The organism is Pseudomonas sp. V98_8 (genome assembly GCF_029967975.1).
GTDB classification, from domain to species: Bacteria; Pseudomonadota; Gammaproteobacteria; order Pseudomonadales; family Pseudomonadaceae; genus Aquipseudomonas; species Aquipseudomonas umsongensis.
The window spans coordinates 95236-115019 of record NZ_JASCAE010000054.1 but is presented as its reverse complement, the minus strand read 5'-3'; the positions used below and the strand labels follow the sequence as shown (position 1 = coordinate 115019).

Here is a 19784-nt window from a genome sequence, read left to right as displayed (position 1 = left end):
CTGGATTGTTGGCGTGACACAAGTCTGTAGGAGCCGGCTTGCTGGCGATGCGGTGTTGGCCGTGATGCCGTCATCGCTGGCAAGCCAGCTCCCTACAGGAGAACCGGTCAACCAGTGTGCCCGCCCAGGGTTTCGGCGATCCAGTCGGCGATGTACTGTCCGGCGTTGATGCTGTTATCAAAGCTGGAATGCTGCACACCCCCTTCACGTTCGGTGAAGATCTTCAGTTCACGCTTGGGGCTGTTGACCAGTTGCTCGTAGGTACGGTGTGCCCACTTCAGTGGGATCTGCGAATCCTTTTCACCGTGGGTCACCAGGAAAGGCACCTTGATGCGATCCAGCACACCGTCCAGGTGTACGTTTTCGGCGATGGCCATGAACTCATCCATGTCTTTTGCACCCCACACCCACTGCACGTGCGTCCAGTAGTGCGGTACGGGGAAGCTGCCTTCTTTTTCCAGGCGGCGCTTTTGCACATCGCGCCAGTCATGGTTCGCGCCCCACACCACGCCGCAGGCAAACCGTGGCTCGAAGGCTACCGCGCGCGGGCAGTAATAACCGCCAAGAGAGACGCCCTCCAGACCGATGCGCTTGGCGTCCACGTCGCTTCGGGTTTCCAGCCAGTCGACCACGCGGCTGGCCCAATGCTCGCTGTCGAAACGAGCGATCAGGTTATGCAGGCGTAGGGCTTCACCCGTACCAGGCTGGTCGATGATCAACGACGAGATGCCACGTTTTGCCAGCCAGGCGGGCAGGCCGACGCGGTATTTCATTTCCTTGGTCGAATCCAGTCCATTGACCTGCACCAGGATTGGCGCCGGGCCGGTCACGCCTTCGGCACGCACCAGCAAGCCGGAAATATGTTTGCCCTCGTAGGGGATTTCGACGCGTTCGCAGTTCTCCCGCGACAGTTCGATACCGCGCTTGAAGGTCTGCAAAAAGCGCTGGTACAGCTCGCTGCGCCCCGGCGCGCCATGGGCCTGCAAGCGCTCGCAGGTGAGGTAGTAGGTGGCGGCGCGGTTGTATTTTTCGCCAGCGGAAAACAGCCGGCCAAGGCCTTCGTCTTCTTCGGCAAGCCCGCAGAGCTTGTCGGCCATCTTCGCCCAGGTTTCGCGGAATGCTTTGGTACCGGCCGCGTCGGGCTGCCGGGCGGCCTCCTGCAGCGGCGCGCACATCTCTTCGATTTCGCCCATGCGGGCGCCCATTTCGATGGCCAGGTTGACTGAGAGATTCCACACATAATTGGTCGGGAAATAACGGAACATGAGGGTTGTTGTCCTTGTGGTTGCCTTGAGCATTCACAAGGCACGTTAAGGACGCCCCGGTTAATTGACCAATCGCGACTCGGGATGAGAGGTATCGCGAGCGGCGATAGGATCGCGTTCCAGATGCTGGATGAACTCGCTGATGCGCTCACGCAGCCAGCGGTGCATCGGATCGCCGTCCACGCTGCGGTGCCAGAGCATGACCTCGCGCATGACCGGAATCTTCACCGGAGGATTGAGGATGCGCAGCGGCAGGTGCTGGGCATACAGGCGCGCCAGGCGCTGGTGCATGGTGGCGATGCGTTGAGTGCCGACGACCAGTTGCGGCAGGGTGTTGAAGTCGTTGGTGATGACTTCGATACGGCGGTTGAAACCATACTGGTTCATGAACCATTCTTCGATGCTCAAGTGCCGGGTGCGACCAAAACCGACGGAGACGTGGCCCATGTCCATGTACTGCTCCAGGGTCAGGCTGTCCCCGACCTGGGTGTTGCCGTCCCACACCACACAGACATGTTCTTCCTCGAACAGCAGCTTGTGGGGGTGGCCGTCGATGATGTAGCGCTCAGGCACGATCATCAGGTCGACCTCGCCGCGAATCAGCAGCTCACCGGAATTGTCGCCAGGGCCGAGCATCTCGAACGTGATGTTCGGGGCTTCCTGATGGATCTTCTGAATCACCTGGGCGAACAGCACGCTGATCAGGTAATCCGAGGTCACCAGGCGGAAATGGCGTTTGCTGGTGGTGGGGTCGAACACCGGCTTGGCAGTGATCGAGGATTGAATCGTCAGCAGTACTTCGCGGATCGGTTTGGCGAGCTCCCGGGCGTAGGGCGTGGGCTGCATCTTGCGCCCCACCTGCACCAGCAGCTCGTCTTCGAAATAACTGCGCAAACGCCCGAGCACGCCACTGGTTGCGGACTGCGTCATGTGCAGGCGCTCGGCGGCACGGGTGATGTTCTGCTCTTCGAGCAGCACATCGAGTGCCACCAGCAGATTGAGATCCAGGTGGTTGAAACGCATCAGGCAGGCCCGCTGTTGTATTTATTTTGACGATACATTCCGGTGAATTCATCGTCTCGTCAACCCCGTTTGTGCGCCATCCTCCTGCACATCCAGGTATCGCGTTTGCCGATAGGTCGCATCCCCACTCGCGATTAGTCAGCTGCCAAATCCCACGTCAATCTTCGCCGCAGTCGGACCTCTGGCCGACACCACCACCGGATTCCATGCCCCGCTGATCGGCCTTGTCGAGCGCTCGGCAGCAGTCTCCGGATCATAATTTCAATGGAGTGGTAGCCATGAACATCATTGGCCTTGATGCCCTGATCTTTGGCGTCGATGACATCCAAGCCTGTACCGATTGCCTGCGTGACTACGGCCTGGCGCCAGTTGACGTCGACAGCCATGGCGGGCGCTTCGAAGCGCTGGACGGCACTGCCGTGATCATTCGCCGAGCGGACGATCCGAACCTGCCGGTTGCGCTTGGCCCGGCACCGTCGATACGCGAAACCGTCTACGGCGTCGCCAGCGTGGCGGACCTCGACGCAATCGAGGACGAATTGGCGCGCGACCGTCAGGTCTCCCGGGAAAACGGCGTGCTGCACAGCATCGACGACATGGGCTTCGCAATCGCCTTCCAGGTCACCGTGCGCAAGGCTTATAGCGCCCCGGACGACCTGACCAACGCCGCCGGCCACTCGCCGCAACGGCCGTTGAACCAGCCGGGCATTACGCTCGACATGAGTGCGGTGCCACGCACCTTGTCCCACGTGGTGTATTTCGTTCCCGACGCGGCCAAGGCCGAAGCGTTCTATGCCGAACGCCTGGGCTTTCGGACCACGGACACCTTTATCGGTGCCGGGCCGTTCATGCGCCCGGCCGGTTCCGATGATCACCACTGCCTGTTCATGATCCAGACCCCGCCACACATGAAGGGCTGCGAGCACTTCACCTTCCACATGGGCAGTGGCACCGAAGTGCTGTTGGCCGGCACACGTTTCGAGCAAAAGGGCTGGACCAGTTTTTGGGGCCCTGGCCGCCACCTCTTTGGCTCCAACTGGTTCTGGTACTTCAACAGTCCGTTGGGTTGCCACATTGAATACGACGCCGACATGGACAAACACGATGACGCCTGGGAGGCCCGTCGCGCGCCGTTATCAGCGGATAACTCGCAGCTGTTCCTGTTCAACTCGAAAGAAAAATGGGCTCCCGGCGGCCCGCCACCCAAACAGGGGTGAATACGGATGTCAGCCATGAGCCACAGCGATTTCCCCCTGTGCCGGATAGACGAACTGGTGGAAGGGCAATCCCGCGGATTCGATCCATTGCAGCGCGGCAGGGACAGTGTTTTCGCCCTGGTGCACGAGGGACAGCTGCGGATTTATCGCAACAGTTGCCCGCACCTGGACGTACGCCTGGAGTACCGCAAAGACCGTTTTTTATCCGCCGACGGCCAGTTGATCGTCTGTTACGCCCACGGTGCGCAGTTTCTGCCGAGTACCGGTGAATGCGTCTACGGCCCCTGTCTGGGCCAATCGCTGGAGGCATTGCCGTGGCGCGTGGAGGAGGGCTGGCTGGTGCTGCAAATGCCCGGCATTCGGATCGCGCCGCCCGCCGTCGAGGTATCGCGTTTGGAGATACATCGCATCCCTACTCGCGATTAGTCAAATCCCTGCTTTGACGGGAAGCTGGACCCAACGACGCAGTGCCCGACGCTGCATCGAATCACAAGAATAACAAGTGAGAAAACCATGAGTGCAGTGAACAAAGTTCTGATCGTGGGCGGTGGCATTGGTGGCTTGTGTGCGGCCATCGCACTGCGGCGCAAGGGCATTGAAGTCGATCTGATCGAGCTCAAGTCAGAGTGGACGGTGTACGGCGTCGGGATCATCCAGCAAAGCAACGTGGTCCGCGAGATGGCCAAGCTGGGCGTGCTCGACGGTTACCTCGATGCGGCGTACGCCTTTGAAGACGTCGCCATTTATGGCCCGGCCGGTCAGCAGCTGGCGCGCATCCCGGGTCAACGCCTGGCAGGGCCTGCGTACCCGGCCAACGTCGGTATTTCACGCTTGGCGCTGCACAAGGTCCTCAGCGAAACGGCGCTGGAGCTCGGTGCTCAAGTACGCCTGGGGCTGAGCGTGGAATCCTTGAAGGACACAGGCGATAGCGTGGATGTGCTGTTCACCGATGGCAGCAGTGCGGTCTATGACCTGGTGGTCGGCGCTGACGGTCTGTTCTCCAGGGTTCGCGATCTGCTGTTCGGCGACACCTACACACCACGCTTCACCGGCCAATCGGTGTGGCGCTATAACTTCCCGCGCGCGCCGCAGATCGACCACCTCGCCAACTATCAGAGCGCCGAAGGCAATGCCGGCCTGGTGCCGCTGGCGGGTGACCTGATGTACCTGTTCCTCACGTCCCACGAACCGTCCAACCCGTGGATGGACCCTACGACCCTGGCCGAACAGATGCGTCAGCGCTTGCAGGGTTTTACCGGCCTCATCGGCGAACTGCGTGAGCAAATCACCGACAGCAGCCAAGTGGTCTACAAGCCGATGGAAGTGGTGTTCGTCGACGAGCCCTGGTATCGCGGCCGCGTCCTGTTGATCGGCGACGCCGCCCACGCGACCACGCCGCACCTCGGTCAGGGTGCCGGCATGGCGATTGAAGACGCCATCGTGCTCAGTGAAGAACTGACCCGCGACGGCAGCGTCGAGCAACAACTGCAGCGCTTCATGGCGCGCCGTTTTGAGCGCTGCAAATACATCAGCGAAAGCTCGGTGCTGGCCGGTGACAAGGAAATGCAACACGACCGCGAGTTCGACCGCATTGGCCTGGTCAGGCAGATGCTCGCGCGGACGGCTGAGCCCATCTGATTCACCCGCAGCAGTTACCACTATAAAAACAAGAGGTTAACGCGATGGTTAGTTCCACGACTGCGACGCTTGCGCGCCGCCCGGTCAGCACGTCTGCACCCTTTGCTTTCAGTCTGGCCGCGGCCCTGGTGCTGTGCAGCCAGGCGGCCCTTGCCTTTTCGGTGGATACCGGCAATCCGGATTTCAACCTGCGTTGGGATAACACCGTGAAGTACAGCGCTGCCTGGCGCACGCAAAATCCCAGCAGCAAACTGACCGAGGGCCAAGTGGCACTCAACCAGGACGACGGCGACCGGGCCTTCAAAAAGGGCTTGATTTCCAACCGTACGGACATCCTTTCCGAACTGGATATGTCGTTTAAAAATGTCGGTGCGCGCCTCAGTGGGGCCGCCTGGTACGACACCGCCTATCAACACGACAACGATAACGACGACCCGACCCGGGCCAACGCCCGTTCCGTGGCCTACGACGAATTCACCGACGACACCCGCCACCTGCATGGCGGCGACGGTGAATTGCTTGATGCGTTCGTGTACTGGAACGGCTCGCTGGCCGATCACGCCACGTCCGTGCGCGCCGGGCGCCACGGGTTGATCTGGGGCGAGAGCCTGTTCTTCGGGGCCAACGGCATTGCCGGTGGCATGGCGCCGGTCGATGTGGTGAAGGCGCAGTCGGTACCCAACACCCAATTCAAGGAAATCACCCGGCCGGTGAGTCAGCTGTCGGGGACTTTTCAACTGACCGACGACGTGTCGCTCGGCGCCTTTTACCAGTTGGAATGGGAAGAGACGCGCCTGCCGGGCGCCGGCAGCTACTTCTCCACCAGTGACACCATTGGTGAAGGCAACGAACGCTTGATCGTGGGGGCGCCGTTTCCAGCGTTTCTCGGAGGCAACGCCAGCAGCCCGGCAGCGTTCTTCCATGGCAATGACAAGGAAGCGAAAAGCTCGGGGCAGGGCGGCTTGCAGTTGAAGTACAGCGCCGAGACGGTCGAGTACGGCCTGTATGCGATCCAGTACCACGACAAGACCCCCAAGCTGTATCTCAAGCCGTCGACCGGTGCGCCGAACTTCAGCACCGGCCAGATCGGTGAGTATTACTGGGTGTACCCCGAGGATATTCGTGCTTTCGGTGCCAGTTTTTCCACCACGATGGACGAATACAGCTTCGCTGGCGAAGCCTCGATGCGCTGGAACATGCCACTGGTTTCCAACGGCCAGACTGTCCTGCCTGGTGTCGTCGCCGACAACGATGACGATGCCCTGTACGCGGTCGGCCGCACCGCTCACGTCAACCTCAACGTGCTGGCTTCGTTCGGACCGAACTTCCTTGCCCGGGAATCGGGACTGGTCGGTGAGATCGCCTGGAACCGCCTGCTGAGTGTCACCAAAAACCGTGCCGCCCTTGACCCCAATGCCACCGATGACGGCCTGGGATTCAAGGTGGTCTACACACCAACCTACCGCCAGTTTTTCTCCGGCATCGATATCAGCATCCCCGTCGGACTCAGCTATTTCCCGCTGGGCAAATCGGCCGTTGTCAGCTCCTTCGGCCCGGACAACGGCGGCGACATGAATATCGGCATCACCGCGACCTACCTGGATCGCGTCACCGCCGGCCTGACCTACACGCATTACTACGGCGCCGAGGACACCAACCTCAACGCCGCCAGCCAGTTCAATTACAAGCAATCGCTGAAAGACCGGGACTACCTGGCTTTCTCCGTCAAGACCACGTTTTAAGAGGACTTGCGCATGACCCACAATAAGAAAACCGGTGCCTTCAAGCTCAAGGCCCTGTGCTTTGCACTGCTCGGCAGCCTGGCCATTTGCAGTCAGATGACATGGGCGGCGACGGCGGAAGACGCGGCCAAACTGTCGAAAAACCTCACGCCTTTCGGGGCCGAGCGCGCCGGTAATGCCGATGGCTCCATTCCGGCCTGGGACGGTGGCTATACCAAGGTCGATCCTTCGTTCAAGGAAGGCGGCAAGCGTTCCGATCCGTTCGCCGCAGACAAGCCACTGTTCAGCATCACCTCGAAAAACCTGGCGCAGTACGCAGGCAAACTCAGCGACGGCACCAAGGAAATGTTCAAGCGTTTCCCGGACACCTATCGCATCGATGTGTACTCGACCCGGCGCACAGCCGCCGCGCCGCAATGGGTGTATGACAACACTCTGAAAAACGCCACCCGCGCCAGGCTGGTCGACAGCAGCGCCGGTCCCGTGCCTGAAGGCGCCTTTGGCGGGATCCCGTTCCCGATCCCGCAAAATGGCGCAGAAGCCATGTGGAACCATCTGTTGAACTGGCGCGGTACCTCGCTATCGATGCATTTCCGTCATTACCTGATGACCGCCGACGGCAAGCAGGTCATGACCACCGACGGCCAGGCTATCCAGGAGATGCCGTATTACTACCAGGAAGGGACGCCGGAATCCTTCGCCGGTGACTATTGGCTGTTCCGTCTGCTCAACGTCGGGCCGCCGTTGCGCGCCGGCGAGCAGATCATGGGCCGCACCAACATCAATGGCGACCTGTCCCAGGCGCACGTCTACCTGACCGGTCAGCGCCGCGTACGCAAGCTGCCCAATGCCTGCTGCGATACACCGACACCGGCGACTGCCGGGGTGATGTCGTTCGACGAATTGAGCGTGTTCCAGGGCCGCATGGACCGCTTCAACTGGAAACTGGTGGGCAAGCAGGAGATGTACATCCCCTACAACACCAACAAGGTGCAAACCGCCGCCAAACCTGAAGACCTGTTTTTGGCCCACCACATGAACCCGGATTACGTGCGCTGGGAATTGCACCGGGTGTGGGTGGTCGAGGCCGATCTGGCACCGGGCAAGCGTCACCAGTTGCCGAAGGGCCGCTACTACCTCGACGAAGACACCTGGCAAGCCATGCTGGGCGATCGCTGGGACGCCAACGGCCAACTGGCCAAGACCCTGTGGTCGTTGCCGGCGGTCCTGCCGGACCTGCCCGCGCAAGCGCAATTGTCCTCGGGTTTCTATGACCTGACTTCCGGCGCCTGGTTTATCCAGAACGTCTACACCGGCCAGCCTGAGCAGTACGCCATGGTCGATCGCTACAAGGCCTCCGAGTTCTCGCCGGCGGCGATGGCGGGTGCTGGCGTTCGTTGAAACGGACGGTGAGTTCGGCCGGATCGTGGCTTGCGCAGCGTGATCCGGTTTCAAACGGTATTTCGAGGTCGGTATGAACAGATTCTGTCAGGTGATTGTTCGGCTGGTGTGGCTTATGGCGATGCCGTTTAGCCTGGCGCACGCCGAGGCGGTGGGCGACGCACTGAACACCCCGGCGATGCAGGCGCCGCAAGCGAAATCCGCGGTGCTGCTGGACCTGGCTCGTGCAGGGGCGCGGTTGGTGGCGGTGGGGGAGCGGGGCATCGTGCTGCTTTCCGATGACAACGGCGTCAACTGGCGGCAAGCCGACGTGCCGGTTTCGGTCAGTCTGACGGCCGTGCAGTTTGTCGACGCCAATACCGGCTGGGCCGTGGGGCATGCCGGTGTCGTGCTGGCTTCCCGTGACGGTGGGGAACACTGGGTTGTGCAAATGGACGGCGTGCGTGCCGCACAGCTAGAGCTGGTAGGCGCCACTGCTCAACTGTCTTCTGCGAGCGATCCGGATGCCGCCGCGGCACGTGTGCAAACGGCCGAACGACTTGGTGCCGAAGGAGCCGACAAACCGTTTCTCGCCCTGCAATTCGTCGATGCCCGGCACGGCCTGATCGTCGGCGCGTACGGCCTGGCCTTTCGCACCGACGATGGCGGCACCACCTGGCATTCCATCATGGGGCAAATAGATAACCCGATGGGCGCGCACTTGTCTTCCATCGTTCAACAGGGCGAGCACTGGTTCCTGGCGGGCGAGCAGGGTTATCTCGCTCGTTCGGATGATGCCGGCCTGTCATTCACCCAGCTGCAAAGCCCTTACGGGGGGAGCTTCTTCACCCTGCAGATGCGCGACGACGGCGTGTTGCTGGTGGCAGGTTTGAAGGGCAATGCTTTTACCTCCCGTGACCTGGGCGAAAGTTTCCAGCCTGCCCCGGTGTCGATGCCGGTGTCTTTCAGTGACGCAGTTCGCACCGCTGACGGCCAGCTACTGCTGGTCAATCAGAGTGGCGCCTTGTTTCGCACCAACAACCAGCCCGGCGCATTGCTCAAGCCTTATGGCAAACCGCTCGGCAAGCCCGTTGCCAGTGTCATCGAGGCCGCTGACGGCAGCGTGACGCTGGCTGGTTTTACTGGGTTGACGCGCCTGTCGCCGTCAATCGCTACCGCTTCGGAGTGAGGTTATGAAGTCTCTCGACAACGCCACGGCAAGCCTGGCGAATTTCGATCCGCGCTCCGGTTCAGTGGTGGAACGCACATTGTTCAACCACCGCCTGTGGGTGTTGTTGGTGTGTGTGTTGACCACCCTGGTGCTTGGGTATCAAGCCACCCGTATCGAGCTCAATGCCAGCTTCGAAAAGATGATCCCTACCCAGCAGCCCTACATCGCCAACTACCTTGAGCACCAGAAACAGCTCACCGGCCTGGGCAATGCCCTGCGCATTGTGGTCGCCAACCGACATGGCGATATCTATGACGCCGAGTACCTGAAAACCCTGCAAGCCATGAGTGACAAACTCTATCTGACGCCGGGTGTCGACCGGGCCTACATGAAGTCGCTCTGGACACCCGCCACGCGCTGGGTCGCCGTGACCGAAGACGGCCTCGATGGCGGCCCGGTGATACCGGATGACTACAGCGGCACCGCCGCCAACCTCGAAGCGCTGCGGCGCAATGTCCAGCGCTCCAATGAAATCGGGCAGTTGGTGGCGTTCGACCAGACCTCGAGCATCATCTACGTGCCTTTGCTGGCCTCCACCGCCGACGGCAAACCGCTTGACTACGCGGAGTTGTCCGAGCAACTGGAGGCACTGCGTAGCACGTATCAAAGCGCCAACATCGACATTCACATCACCGGGTTCGCGAAAAAGGTCGGTGACCTGATTGCCGGCCTGAAGCAGATCCTGTTGTTTTTTGCCGTCGCGATCCTGATCACCACCGCTGTGCTTTTCTGGTACACCCGTTGCCTGCGCAGCACCGTACTGGTGGTGCTGTGCTCGCTGGTGGCGGTGGTCTGGCAGCTCGGTTTGCTGCCCTTGCTGGACTACCAACTGGACCCGTATTCGGTGCTGGTGCCATTCCTGGTTTTTGCCATCGGCATGAGCCACGGCGCGCAGAAGATGAACGGCATCATGCAGGACATCGGTCGCGGCATGCACCGGGTCGTGGCCGCGCGCTTTACCTTTCGCCGATTGTTTCTCGCCGGGCTGACGGCGCTACTGTGCGATGCCGTGGGTTTCGCGGTGCTGATGCTGATCAAGATCCAGGTTATTCAGGACCTGGCGGTGATCGCCAGCATCGGCGTGGCGGTGTTGATCTTCACCAACCTGATCCTGCTGCCGGTGTTGCTCTCGTATGTCGGTGTCACCCCGCGCGCGGCACAACTGAGCCTCAAGAGCGAACAGGCCGAGCAAACCGGGCAGACGCGCCATGCCTTCTGGCGTTTTCTGGACCTGTTCACCCATCGGCGCTGGGCCAGCCTGTGCATTGCCATCAGCCTCGCGCTGGCGGCGGTGGGTTTTCTGGTCAGCCTGCAACTGAAAATTGGCGACCTCGACGCCGGTGCGCCGGAGCTCCGTGCAGATTCGCGCTACAACCAGGACGATGCCTTTCTGACCCGTCATTACGGCGCCAGCAGCGACCTGTTTGCGGTGATGGTGAAAACCCCGCCCAGCAGTTGTGCGCGCTACGACATCCTCGCCAAGGTCGATGCCCTGGACTGGCAACTGCGTGCCTTGCCGGGCGTGGATTCGACCAATTCCCTGGCGCTGTTGAACCGGCGCATGCTGGTCGGCCTCAGTGAAGGCAATCCGAAGTGGTATGAGCTGCAGAACAACCAGGCAATGCTCAACATGATCACCGCCAGCGCGCCGCGCGGGTTGTACAACGAAGACTGCAGCCTGTTGACCCTGTATGCCTACCTCACCGACCACAAGGCCGAAACGCTGACGCGCCTGGTCGAACACGTGGAAAAATTCGCCGCGGCAAATAACACCGACGAGGTGCAATTCCTTCTGGCCGCCGGTAATGCCGGCATCGAAGCGGCGACCAACATCGTGGTCAAGCAAGCCAACCGCGAGATGCTGGTCTGGGTCTACGGCGCGGTCATTGTGCTGTGCCTGATCACCTTCCGCTCCTGGCGCGCCACGCTGTGCGCGGTGATTCCCTTGATGCTGACGTCGATCCTCTGCGAAGCCTTGATGGTCTGGCTGAACATCGGCGTGAAAGTCGCCACGCTGCCGGTCATCGCCTTGGGCGTGGGCATCGGTGTCGACTATGCGTTGTACGTGATGAGCATCCTCCTGGGTCATCTGCGCCAGGGGGCAAGCCTGTCCGAAGCCTATTACCGCGCGCTGGTTTCTACCGGCAAGGTGGTGATGCTGACCGGTATCACCCTGGCCATTGGCGTCGCGACCTGGACGTTTTCACCGATCAAGTTCCAGGCCGACATGGGCGTGCTGCTGGCGTTCATGTTCGTCTGGAACATGGTCGGTGCCTTGGTGTTGCTGCCGGCGCTGGCGTACTTCCTGTTACCCGCACGCAGCGAGGCACAGGGTGCCGTTGTGCCAATGACGTCAGCCAACGTGGCGGGGTCTGAGTCGGCGGTTATTGCCGACGTTCATCAGCTGCGAATCAAGGAGCTCTGCCATGGTCGCTAATTCCCCCGTAGAAAACGCCAGCCGACAAGCCGGCTTGGCGCAATCGCTGTTGTTGCTGCTGGGTAGCTGTTTGCCGGTGCTGGGCGCGGTGTTGCTGGCCCCGGTATTACCACGGATGCAGGCGCATTTTGCCGACGTGCCCGGCAGCGCCGTGCTGGTGCCTGTGGTGTTGACCTTGCCGGCTTTGATGATCGCCTTGCTGGCGCCGTTCGCCGGTCTGATCGCCGATCGCCTGGGGCGCAAGCCATTGTTGCTGGCCTGCATGTTGTTGTACGTGCTCTGCGGCGTGCTGCCGCTCTGGCTCGACTCACTTGCGGCAATCGTGCTCAGTCGTGCGGGCATCGGATTGGCCGAGGCGGGGATCATGACCTGCTGCACCACATTGATGGGCGACTACTACAGCGGTGCCAGGCGTGAGCGATTGTTTGCCTTGCAGATGGTCGCCACGTCGTTGTCGGCGGCGGTGTTCATCGCGCTGGGTGGCTTTCTCGGACAAAACGACTGGCGTACCCCGTTTGGCTTGTACGCCGTAGGCCTGGTTTTCCTGCCTCTGATGGCCTGGAAACTGTGGGAGCCGCTGCCTCGCACGCAGCCAGAGCGAGCAACGCCGCCGGTGCCGGCAGGCAAATTTCCATGGCGCGCCCTTATGCCCATGTATGTGTTGTCGCTGTTGGCGGGCATGAGCCTGTTTATCGTGCCGGTACAGGCCGGCTACCTGCTCAACCTGCTGCACGTGGATGCCCCGCAACAGATCGGCATGACCATGGGCGCCAATCAACTGGGCGTGCTCATCGGGGCGTTGAGCTTCCGTTTGTTCAGCGGGATGCGGGGGCAACACATGCTGTTGATCGCCTTCGTACTGGCGGGCATCGGCGGGCTGTTGATGGCTGACGCCTTGACCCATGTGCAGGTCGTGGTTGCCGTGACGATCAACGGCCTGGGCATCGGCTTGATGCTGCCCACGCTGATCACCTGGATCATGGCGCAAGTCAATTTCCATCAACGCGGGCGGGCGGCGGGGTGTTTTACCGCGGCCATCTTTGCCGGCGAATTTATCAGCCCCCTGGTGGTTCTCGGCCTGACCGCTGGCGTCGTCACCGCGCTACCGCATGCGTTGGCCATCGTCGGAGGGCTGCAACTGTTGGTGGCGGCGTTTTGTCTGGCCGTGCCCCGGCTCGGTGGCCTGTCACCTCATGCGAATGTTGTTGCCGGTGGCACCACCATCGGCGACGGAAACTGAACGAGGATATTCCATGCAAGCGCTTCCTGAATTCAAACGAGTGGTTACCGGTCACGATCAACATGGCCAGGCGATCGTCGCCAGCAATGGGCCGACGCCGAACGTGTTCCCGCTGTCGTCCGTGCCGGGCACGGTGTTTCATGAACTGTGGAACAGCAGCGCCAGCCCGGCGTTGCTGGACAACGCCAACGATCCCAGCAGCAAACCGTTGCAACTGAGCCCCGGACCACAGGGCAGCGTGATTCGGGTGGTGGATATTCCACCAGACAGCGTGCAGAACCAGGTCAGCGCTGAAGAGGCCGCGGCAGCGTTCGCCGAAATTGGCCAATCCCACGCCGGCACCGGCAAAGCCGACTCCCGGCACAAATTGATGCACCGCACCGAGACGCTCGACTACGGCATCGTCACCGAGGGGGAAGTGTGGCTGGTACTGGATCAGGAGGAGGTGCACCTCAAGCGCGGCGACGTCGTGGTGCAGCGCGGCACCAACCACGCCTGGAGCAACCGCACCGAAGCGATGGCACGTATGGTCTTCATTCTTCTCGACGGGCGCTTCGCCGCAGAGTTGAACCCTGAGCAAGGAGCATCGGTATGAAACTCGCCACCCTGAAAAACGCCAGCCGCGACGGTCAGCTCGTCGTGATCTCGCAAGACCTCGCCTGGGCACTGGACGCCAGCTGCGTGGCGCCGACCTTGCAGCACGCCATAGAAAACTGGAGCAGCAGCGAGCCGCGTTTGCAGGTGCTGTACCGTCAATTGAATGCCGGCGAAGCGGCGGATGCCTTTGCCTTCGACCCAAGCCAGGCCATGGCGCCCTTGCCGCGTGCCTATCAGTGGTGCGACGGCTCGGCCTTCCTCAGTCACGGTGCGCTGATGCAGAAAGCGTTCAACCTAGATCCCATCGACGGCGTCGAACACACGCCGCTGATGTACCAGGGGGCCGGCGACGATTTCATTGGTCCGCGCGACGATATCGCGCTGCCGAGCGAGAGCCAGGGCATCGATTTCGAAGGCGAGTTCGTGGTCCTGGTGGATGACGTGCCAATGGGTTGCGACGCACAAAGGGCGCTGCGGCACATCAAGTTGATTCTGCAAATCAACGACGTCAGTTTGCGCGCCCTGGCCCCGCGGGAAATGCGTACCGGCTTCGGGTTCTTGCAGGCCAAGCCCTCGTCCAGCTTCGCTGCGCTGGCCATCACCCCGGACGAGCTGGGTGATGCCTGGCGCGATGGGCGAGTGCACTTGCCGTTGCAGGTGCACTGGAATGGCCAATGGTTCGGTCATCCGAACGGCGGGCAGATGAACTTCAGCTTCGGCCAGTTGATCGCCCATGCGGCGCTGACTCGCCGGCTGCGCGCGGGCACGCTGATCGGCTCCGGTACGGTCTCGAATGCCGAGCGCAGTGCGGGTTCGGCCTGCATTGCCGAGCGTCGCGCCATTGAAATGATCGAGCACGGTGCCGCACAGACGGGCTTCATGCGCTTTGGCGACCGCGTGCGCATGGATGTCCTGGATAGCGACGGCCAGTCGCTGTTCGGCGGCATCGATCAATGCGTGGTCCAGGCCCAAGGCTGAGGAGCGGCTTATGCGTGTGTTGATTACCGGTGCCAATGGTTTTGTCGGACGAGAGCTGGTGCGCTGCCTGCTGGCGCGGGGCAGCTTGCGCGGCCAGCGCATTGGCTCGTTGCTGGTGCTGGACAGGGACTTGCAGGGCTTGCCGGAAGACGCTCGCCTGCGTCGTCATTTCGGCAGCGTGACCGATCCGGCCTTGATGCGCCGGGTGTTGGCCGACGGCATCGACGTGGTGTTCCATCTGGTCAGCATTCCCGGGGGTGCGGCAGAAGAGCAGTATGAACTCGGTTACCAGGTAAACCTGATGGCCAGCCTGGAATTGCTCAACCAGCTGCGCAACAAAACCCAGCCGCCGGTCCTGGTGTATGCCAGCAGCGTCGCAGTGTATGGCGGTGATTTGCCGGAACGGATGAACGAGGCTGCCGAGTTGCACCCCCAACTGTCCTATGGCACGCACAAGGCCATGGTGGAAAGCGCCGTGAGCGACCTTGCCCGGCGCGGCGACGTGGATGGTCGCGTGTTGCGCCTGCCGGGCATTGTCGCCCGGCCCCGCGAGCCCAATGGCTTGCGTTCGGCATTTATGAGCGACTTGATGCGGGCCTTTGCCGAAGGCGAATCCTATCGCTGCCCGGTCTCGCCAGAGGCGACAGCCTGGTGGATGTCGGCGCGCTGCTGTGTGAACAACCTGATCCACGCTGCAGAGCTCGATGGCGCCGCGTTGGGCGCGCAACGGGTGTGGCAGTTGCCGGTTCTGCATCTGTCCATCAGCCAAGTGGTCGACGCACTGGCCGAGCGCTATGGGCAGGAGCGCCGCAAGCTGATCAGCTATGCGCCCGACGCCGCCCTGCAAGCGTTGTTCGGCCGAATGCCGCCCCTGAAAACCCCGCAGGCCCGGGCCGCCGGTTTCAGCCATGACCGTAATGCTGCCGCGCTGGTCCGCAACTCCCTTTATCCCGCCGCCCCCCGACACTTGCCCCTGACCGGAGAGACCCTTCATGTCACAGCCAAACAAGCCTAAGCGTCGTCTCGTCGACCTCTCGGTCACCCTCGACAACAACCCCTATACCGATCCGCCACCGTTGTTGCCGAAGATCGATTACATGGATCACCAACAAGGCTGGCCGGAAATGGCCGCGATGTTCCCCGGGCTGCAGCTCGAGCAGATGCCCGGCAACGAATCCTGGGCGGCCGAGCGACTGCACATCACCACCCACAGCGGCACGCACATGGATGCGCCCTGGCATTACGCCTCGACCACCGATGGCGGTCAGCCGGCGTTCGGCATCGATGAGTTACCGCTGGATTGGTGCCTGCAACCGGGAGTGAAGCTGGACTTTCGGCACATGGCGGACGGTCATGTGGTGACGGCCGACGAGATCGAAGCCGAGCTGGGGCGAATTGGCCATCAATTGCAGCCACTGGATATCGTGCTGGTCAACACCCGTGCCGGGGCGTTATTCGGTCAACCGGGGTATCTGGATGCCGGTGTCGGAATCGGTCGTGAAGCCACCTTGTATCTGTTGGAGCGTGGGGTGCGGGTGGTCGGCACCGATGCCTGGAGTTGGGACGCACCGTTCAAGTACACCCGGGAGCGTTTTGCAGCCGACGGCGATGCCTCGATCATTTGGGAGGGGCACAAGGCCGGACGCGATATCGGCTATGGGCAAATGGAAAAGCTCGCCAATCTGCAATCCCTGCCGGCCAGTGGGTTCACGGTGTCGTGTTTTCCCTACAAGATCAAGCACGCATCGGCGGGGTTTGTTCGCGCGGTGGCGATATTTGAAGCGTAAGCCAGGCACCGAACAACCCTCGATCAACCACAATAAGAGAGAACACATGCGTCTGCCTCACACCTTTCTGACGGCCGTGCTGGCGCTGGGTAGCAGCCTGGCCATGGCGGCCAGCTCAGGCTCCGTGCAGCCTAACATCCTGCTGATCGTGGCTGATGACCTGGGCTATTCCGACCTGGGCAGCTATGGCGGCGAAATCAGTACGCCAACCCTGGATCAACTCGCCAGGGATGGCCTGCAGTTCACCAACCTGTACGCTGCGCCGACCTGTTCGATCACCCGCTCGATGCTGATGTCCGGCACCGACAATCACCTCGCCGGGCTCGGCACCATGGCTGAAGCCTTGCAACCGTTTCAACGGGGCAAGCCGGGTTACGAGGGGTATCTGAACCAGCGTTCTTACTCGATTGCCGAACTGCTGCAACAGGGCGGCTACAGCACCCTGATGGTCGGCAAATGGCACCTGGGGCTGGAGGCGGATCAAGGACCTGATCAACGAGGATTCGAGCAGTCTTTCACTTTGCTGGAGGGCGGTGCATCGCACTTCAAACCCTCCAGCATCGACCCGACAAAAATCGAGCAAGTGCACTACCGCGAAAACGGCAAGGCCGTGGAGTTGCCGGAGAATTTCTATTCCTCGGACTTCTACACTGACAAGCTGATCGGCTACCTGCAAAACACCCAGAAAGACAGCAAGCCGTTTTTCGCCTACGCGGCCTTCACCTCGCCGCACTGGCCGCTGCAAGCGCCCAAGGAGTACCTGGACAAGTACAAGGGGCGGTTCGATCAGGGCTATGACAGCGTACGGTTGGCGCGTATCGAGCGGATGAAAAAGCTGGGCTTGATGGCGGGCGACGCCCAGCCGGCGAAACCGTTGCCGGTGAATCCCAAGCTGCCGGGCTGGGAGCAATTGAGCCCTGAGCAGCAACAGGTCGAGGCGCGGAAGATGGAAATCTACGCTGCCATGGTCGATAACCTCGACCACAACATCGGCCGCCTGATCGATTACCTGCGCCAGAGTGGCCAATACGACAACACCCTGATCGTGTTCATGTCGGATAACGGGGCGGCGGGGGAGAACCACGCCCAGTTCTATCCACCCGGCGCGCGCACCGACAATAGCTATGCCAACCTCGGGCAGAAGGGATCACAGATCGACTATGGCCTGCGCTGGGCCGAGGTCAGCGCGGCTCCCTTCCACCTGTTCAAAGGCTCCACCGCAGAAGGCGGCATCAGCGTGCCGGCGATCGTCCAGTTGCCCAAGGCATTGCGTCGCCAGGGTGTGGAGCGCGGCGTTGCGCGGGTAGATGATCTGGCGCCGACCTTTCTCGAACTGGCGGGTATCGAAGCACCAACGGACGCGGGTAAACATCCGATTACCGGCAAATCCATGCTAGCGATGCTCGCCGGTAAAGGCAGCCCGCACATTGACGACAGCCTGGCCGGAGAGCTGTTCGGCAATGCCTATTACCGCGAGGGAAACCTGAAGCTGCTTGGCATGCGCCCACAGGGCGGGTTTGGCGATAACGCCCAGCCGCCGCAATGGCAATTGTTCGATCTGGCGCAGGACCGCGGCGAAACCACCGACCTGGCTGCCGCCCAACCCGAGACGGTGCAACGGCTCAAGGCGGCCTGGATGAAGTATGCCGGGCGGGTGGGCGTGGTGTTTCCCCACACCATGACTGTGGCCGAAGACAAGGGACCAGCCGTTGATGACTGATCAGTTCTGCTTGCGACCGGACACGGGCCTCGTGTCGATATCAGGTACGGAGGTGGCGTGATCAGGTAATTGATTTGGCGGAAAAGCCGGGTAAGGTGGCGCATCTTTTGCCGCGGTGCCCACAATGACAAGCCCCAGTTTCAAGGATTCGAACGGCCAATTGGCGCAGGGCTTCAAGCCTCGTCACGTCACCATGCTTTCCATCGCCGGCATCATTGGTGCCGGCCTGTTCGTCGGGTCGGGGCATGCCATTGCCGCGGCTGGCCCGGCCGTCTTGCTGGCCTATCTGTTCTCCGGCCTGCTGGTCGTGCTGGTCATGCGCATGCTCGGGGAAATGGCGGTGGCCAACCCCGATACCGGATCGTTCTCTACCTATGCCGACCAGGCCATCGGGCGCTGGGCCGGGTTTACCATCGGTTGGCTTTATTGGTGGTTCTGGGTCCTGGTGATTCCCATCGAAGCGCTGGCAGCCGGCCATGTGCTGCACCAGTGGTTTCCCCAGGTCGATGCCTGGCTGTTCGCCCTGGGTTCGATCATTGCCCTGGTGGTGACCAATCTGTTCAGTGTGTCCAAGTACGGGGAGTTTGAATTCTGGTTCGCCATGGCCAAGGTCGTGGCGATCATCGGTTTCATCGGAGTGGGTTTTGCCGTGCTGATGGGCTGGGTTCCCGATCGCGAAGTCAGCGGCTTGAGCGGCCTGATGGCCCAGCACGGCGGCTTTGCCCCCAACGGCTTGTCCGCGGTGGTCGGCGCTTTCATCACCATCATGTTCAGCTTCATCGGTACGGAAGCGGTCACCATCGCCGCTGCCGAATCGAATAACCCCGCGCAAAACATTGCCAAGGCCACGCGCTCGGTGATCTGGCGCATCGGGGTGTTCTACCTGTTGTCGATTTTCGTGGTGATCTCCGTGGTGCCCTGGAATGATCCGCTGTTGGCTTCCGTGGGTTCCTACCAGCGCGCGCTTGAGCTGATGAACATTCCCCATGCCAAGTTCATGGTGGACGTGGTGGTACTGATCGCCGTGGCCAGTTGCATGAACTCCTCGATCTACATTGCCTCGCGCATGCTGTACTCGCTGGGCCGTCGTGGCGACGCACCGAAGGCGCTGAAGGCGACCTCCTCCGAAGGCGTGCCGCGGGCCGCCGTCATCGCCAGCACGGTGCTGGGCGCCGCGATCACTGTCTGGAGCTACTTCATGCCCGCCGGCCTGTTCGAGTTCCTGCTCGCCAGTTCCGGCGCCATCGCCTTGCTGGTGTACCTGGCGATTGCCGTGTCGCAATTGCGCATGCGGCGCATGTTGCGCCGGCAGAAGGTCGAGCTGGCCTTTCGCATGTGGTTGTTCCCGTGGCTCACCTGGCTGGTCATCCTGTTCATCTGCGCGGCGCTGGCGGTGATGATGATCACGCCCGAACACCGCACCGAAGTGAGCACGACCATCGGCCTGGCGTTGGCGATTTCCTTCATCGGCCTGGTGACATCCCGTGAGCCGGCGCGGGCTGCAAGGGCGACGTCGGTGGGATAGCTGG

The 19784-nt window shown here is 61.6% G+C and carries 16 protein-coding genes; 14 read left to right on the top strand and 2 right to left on the bottom strand.

All coding sequences use genetic code 11. The annotated features are described in order from the left end of the window. Positions 1–107: 107 nt before the first annotated feature. Together QLG10_RS18860 and QLG10_RS18855 are read right to left on the bottom strand one after the other, a co-directional pair. Complete coding sequence (locus tag QLG10_RS18860) at positions 108–1265, bottom strand: prolyl oligopeptidase family serine peptidase (RefSeq protein ID WP_282487818.1); 1158 nt, start codon at positions 1263–1265, stop codon at positions 108–110. Between the two features lie 60 nt (positions 1266–1325). Next, a complete protein-coding gene (locus QLG10_RS18855; protein WP_110755185.1) occupies positions 1326–2288 on the bottom strand; it encodes a LysR family transcriptional regulator in 963 nt (320 codons plus the stop codon). Between the two features lie 278 nt (positions 2289–2566). On the opposite strand from QLG10_RS18855, the gene QLG10_RS18850 reads away from it, so the two are divergent. The 14 genes from QLG10_RS18850 to gabP all read left to right on the top strand — a co-directional run bounded on the left by QLG10_RS18850 (position 2567) and on the right by gabP (position 19780). Continuing rightward, a complete protein-coding gene (locus tag QLG10_RS18850; protein WP_110755186.1) occupies positions 2567–3505 on the top strand; it encodes a VOC family protein in 939 nt (312 codons plus the stop codon). A gap of 15 nt (positions 3506–3520) precedes the next feature. Beyond that, positions 3521–3931 carry a Rieske (2Fe-2S) protein gene (locus QLG10_RS18845; protein ID WP_248679379.1) on the top strand — a complete coding sequence of 137 codons (411 nt, stop codon included), beginning with the start codon at positions 3521–3523 and terminating at the stop codon, positions 3929–3931. Between the two features lie 87 nt (positions 3932–4018). Further along, positions 4019–5143: an FAD-dependent oxidoreductase gene (locus tag QLG10_RS18840; RefSeq protein WP_282487817.1), complete on the top strand. Its 1125-nt coding sequence runs from the start codon at positions 4019–4021 to the stop codon at positions 5141–5143. A 44-nt stretch (positions 5144–5187) separates the two neighbouring features. Beyond that, positions 5188–6885, top strand: a complete 1698-nt coding sequence (locus tag QLG10_RS18835) for a DUF1302 domain-containing protein (RefSeq protein ID WP_110755189.1) — start codon at positions 5188–5190, stop codon at positions 6883–6885. A gap of 12 nt (positions 6886–6897) precedes the next feature. Further along, positions 6898–8286, top strand: a complete 1389-nt coding sequence (locus tag QLG10_RS18830) for a DUF1329 domain-containing protein (protein WP_282487816.1) — start codon at positions 6898–6900, stop codon at positions 8284–8286. Between the two features lie 73 nt (positions 8287–8359). Next, positions 8360–9454, top strand: coding sequence for a YCF48-related protein (locus QLG10_RS18825; protein WP_248679372.1), 1095 nt, complete (start codon positions 8360–8362; stop codon positions 9452–9454). Positions 9455–9458: 4 nt separating this feature from the next. Beyond that, the gene (locus tag QLG10_RS18820; protein WP_282487815.1) at positions 9459–11933 is read left to right on the top strand and encodes an MMPL family transporter; all 2475 of its coding nucleotides are present in this window, start codon (positions 9459–9461) and stop codon (positions 11931–11933) included. Continuing rightward, positions 11923–13173, top strand: a complete 1251-nt coding sequence (locus QLG10_RS18815) for an MFS transporter (protein ID WP_110755193.1) — start codon at positions 11923–11925, stop codon at positions 13171–13173. The genes QLG10_RS18820 and QLG10_RS18815 overlap by 11 nt, the downstream gene beginning before the upstream one ends. A gap of 13 nt (positions 13174–13186) precedes the next feature. Then, positions 13187–13768, top strand: a complete 582-nt coding sequence (locus QLG10_RS18810; RefSeq protein WP_110755194.1) for a cupin domain-containing protein — start codon at positions 13187–13189, stop codon at positions 13766–13768. Next, positions 13765–14748: a fumarylacetoacetate hydrolase family protein gene (locus tag QLG10_RS18805; RefSeq protein WP_282487814.1), complete on the top strand. Its 984-nt coding sequence runs from the start codon at positions 13765–13767 to the stop codon at positions 14746–14748. Before QLG10_RS18810 ends, QLG10_RS18805 begins: the two co-directional genes overlap by 4 nt. 10 nt (positions 14749–14758) lie before the next feature. Continuing rightward, the gene (locus QLG10_RS18800; protein ID WP_248679366.1) at positions 14759–15763 is read left to right on the top strand and encodes an NAD-dependent epimerase/dehydratase family protein; all 1005 of its coding nucleotides are present in this window, start codon (positions 14759–14761) and stop codon (positions 15761–15763) included. Continuing rightward, positions 15741–16535: a cyclase family protein gene (locus QLG10_RS18795; protein WP_110755197.1), complete on the top strand. Its 795-nt coding sequence runs from the start codon at positions 15741–15743 to the stop codon at positions 16533–16535. Before QLG10_RS18800 ends, QLG10_RS18795 begins: the two co-directional genes overlap by 23 nt. 46 nt (positions 16536–16581) lie before the next feature. After that, positions 16582–18255 (top strand): arylsulfatase, encoded by a 1674-nt coding sequence (locus QLG10_RS18790; RefSeq protein ID WP_282487813.1) that lies wholly within the window; start codon positions 16582–16584, stop codon positions 18253–18255. A 124-nt stretch (positions 18256–18379) separates the two neighbouring features. Next, positions 18380–19780, top strand: a complete 1401-nt coding sequence (gene gabP, locus QLG10_RS18785) for a GABA permease (protein ID WP_110755199.1) — start codon at positions 18380–18382, stop codon at positions 19778–19780. The last annotated feature ends 4 nt before the right edge of the window (positions 19781–19784 follow it).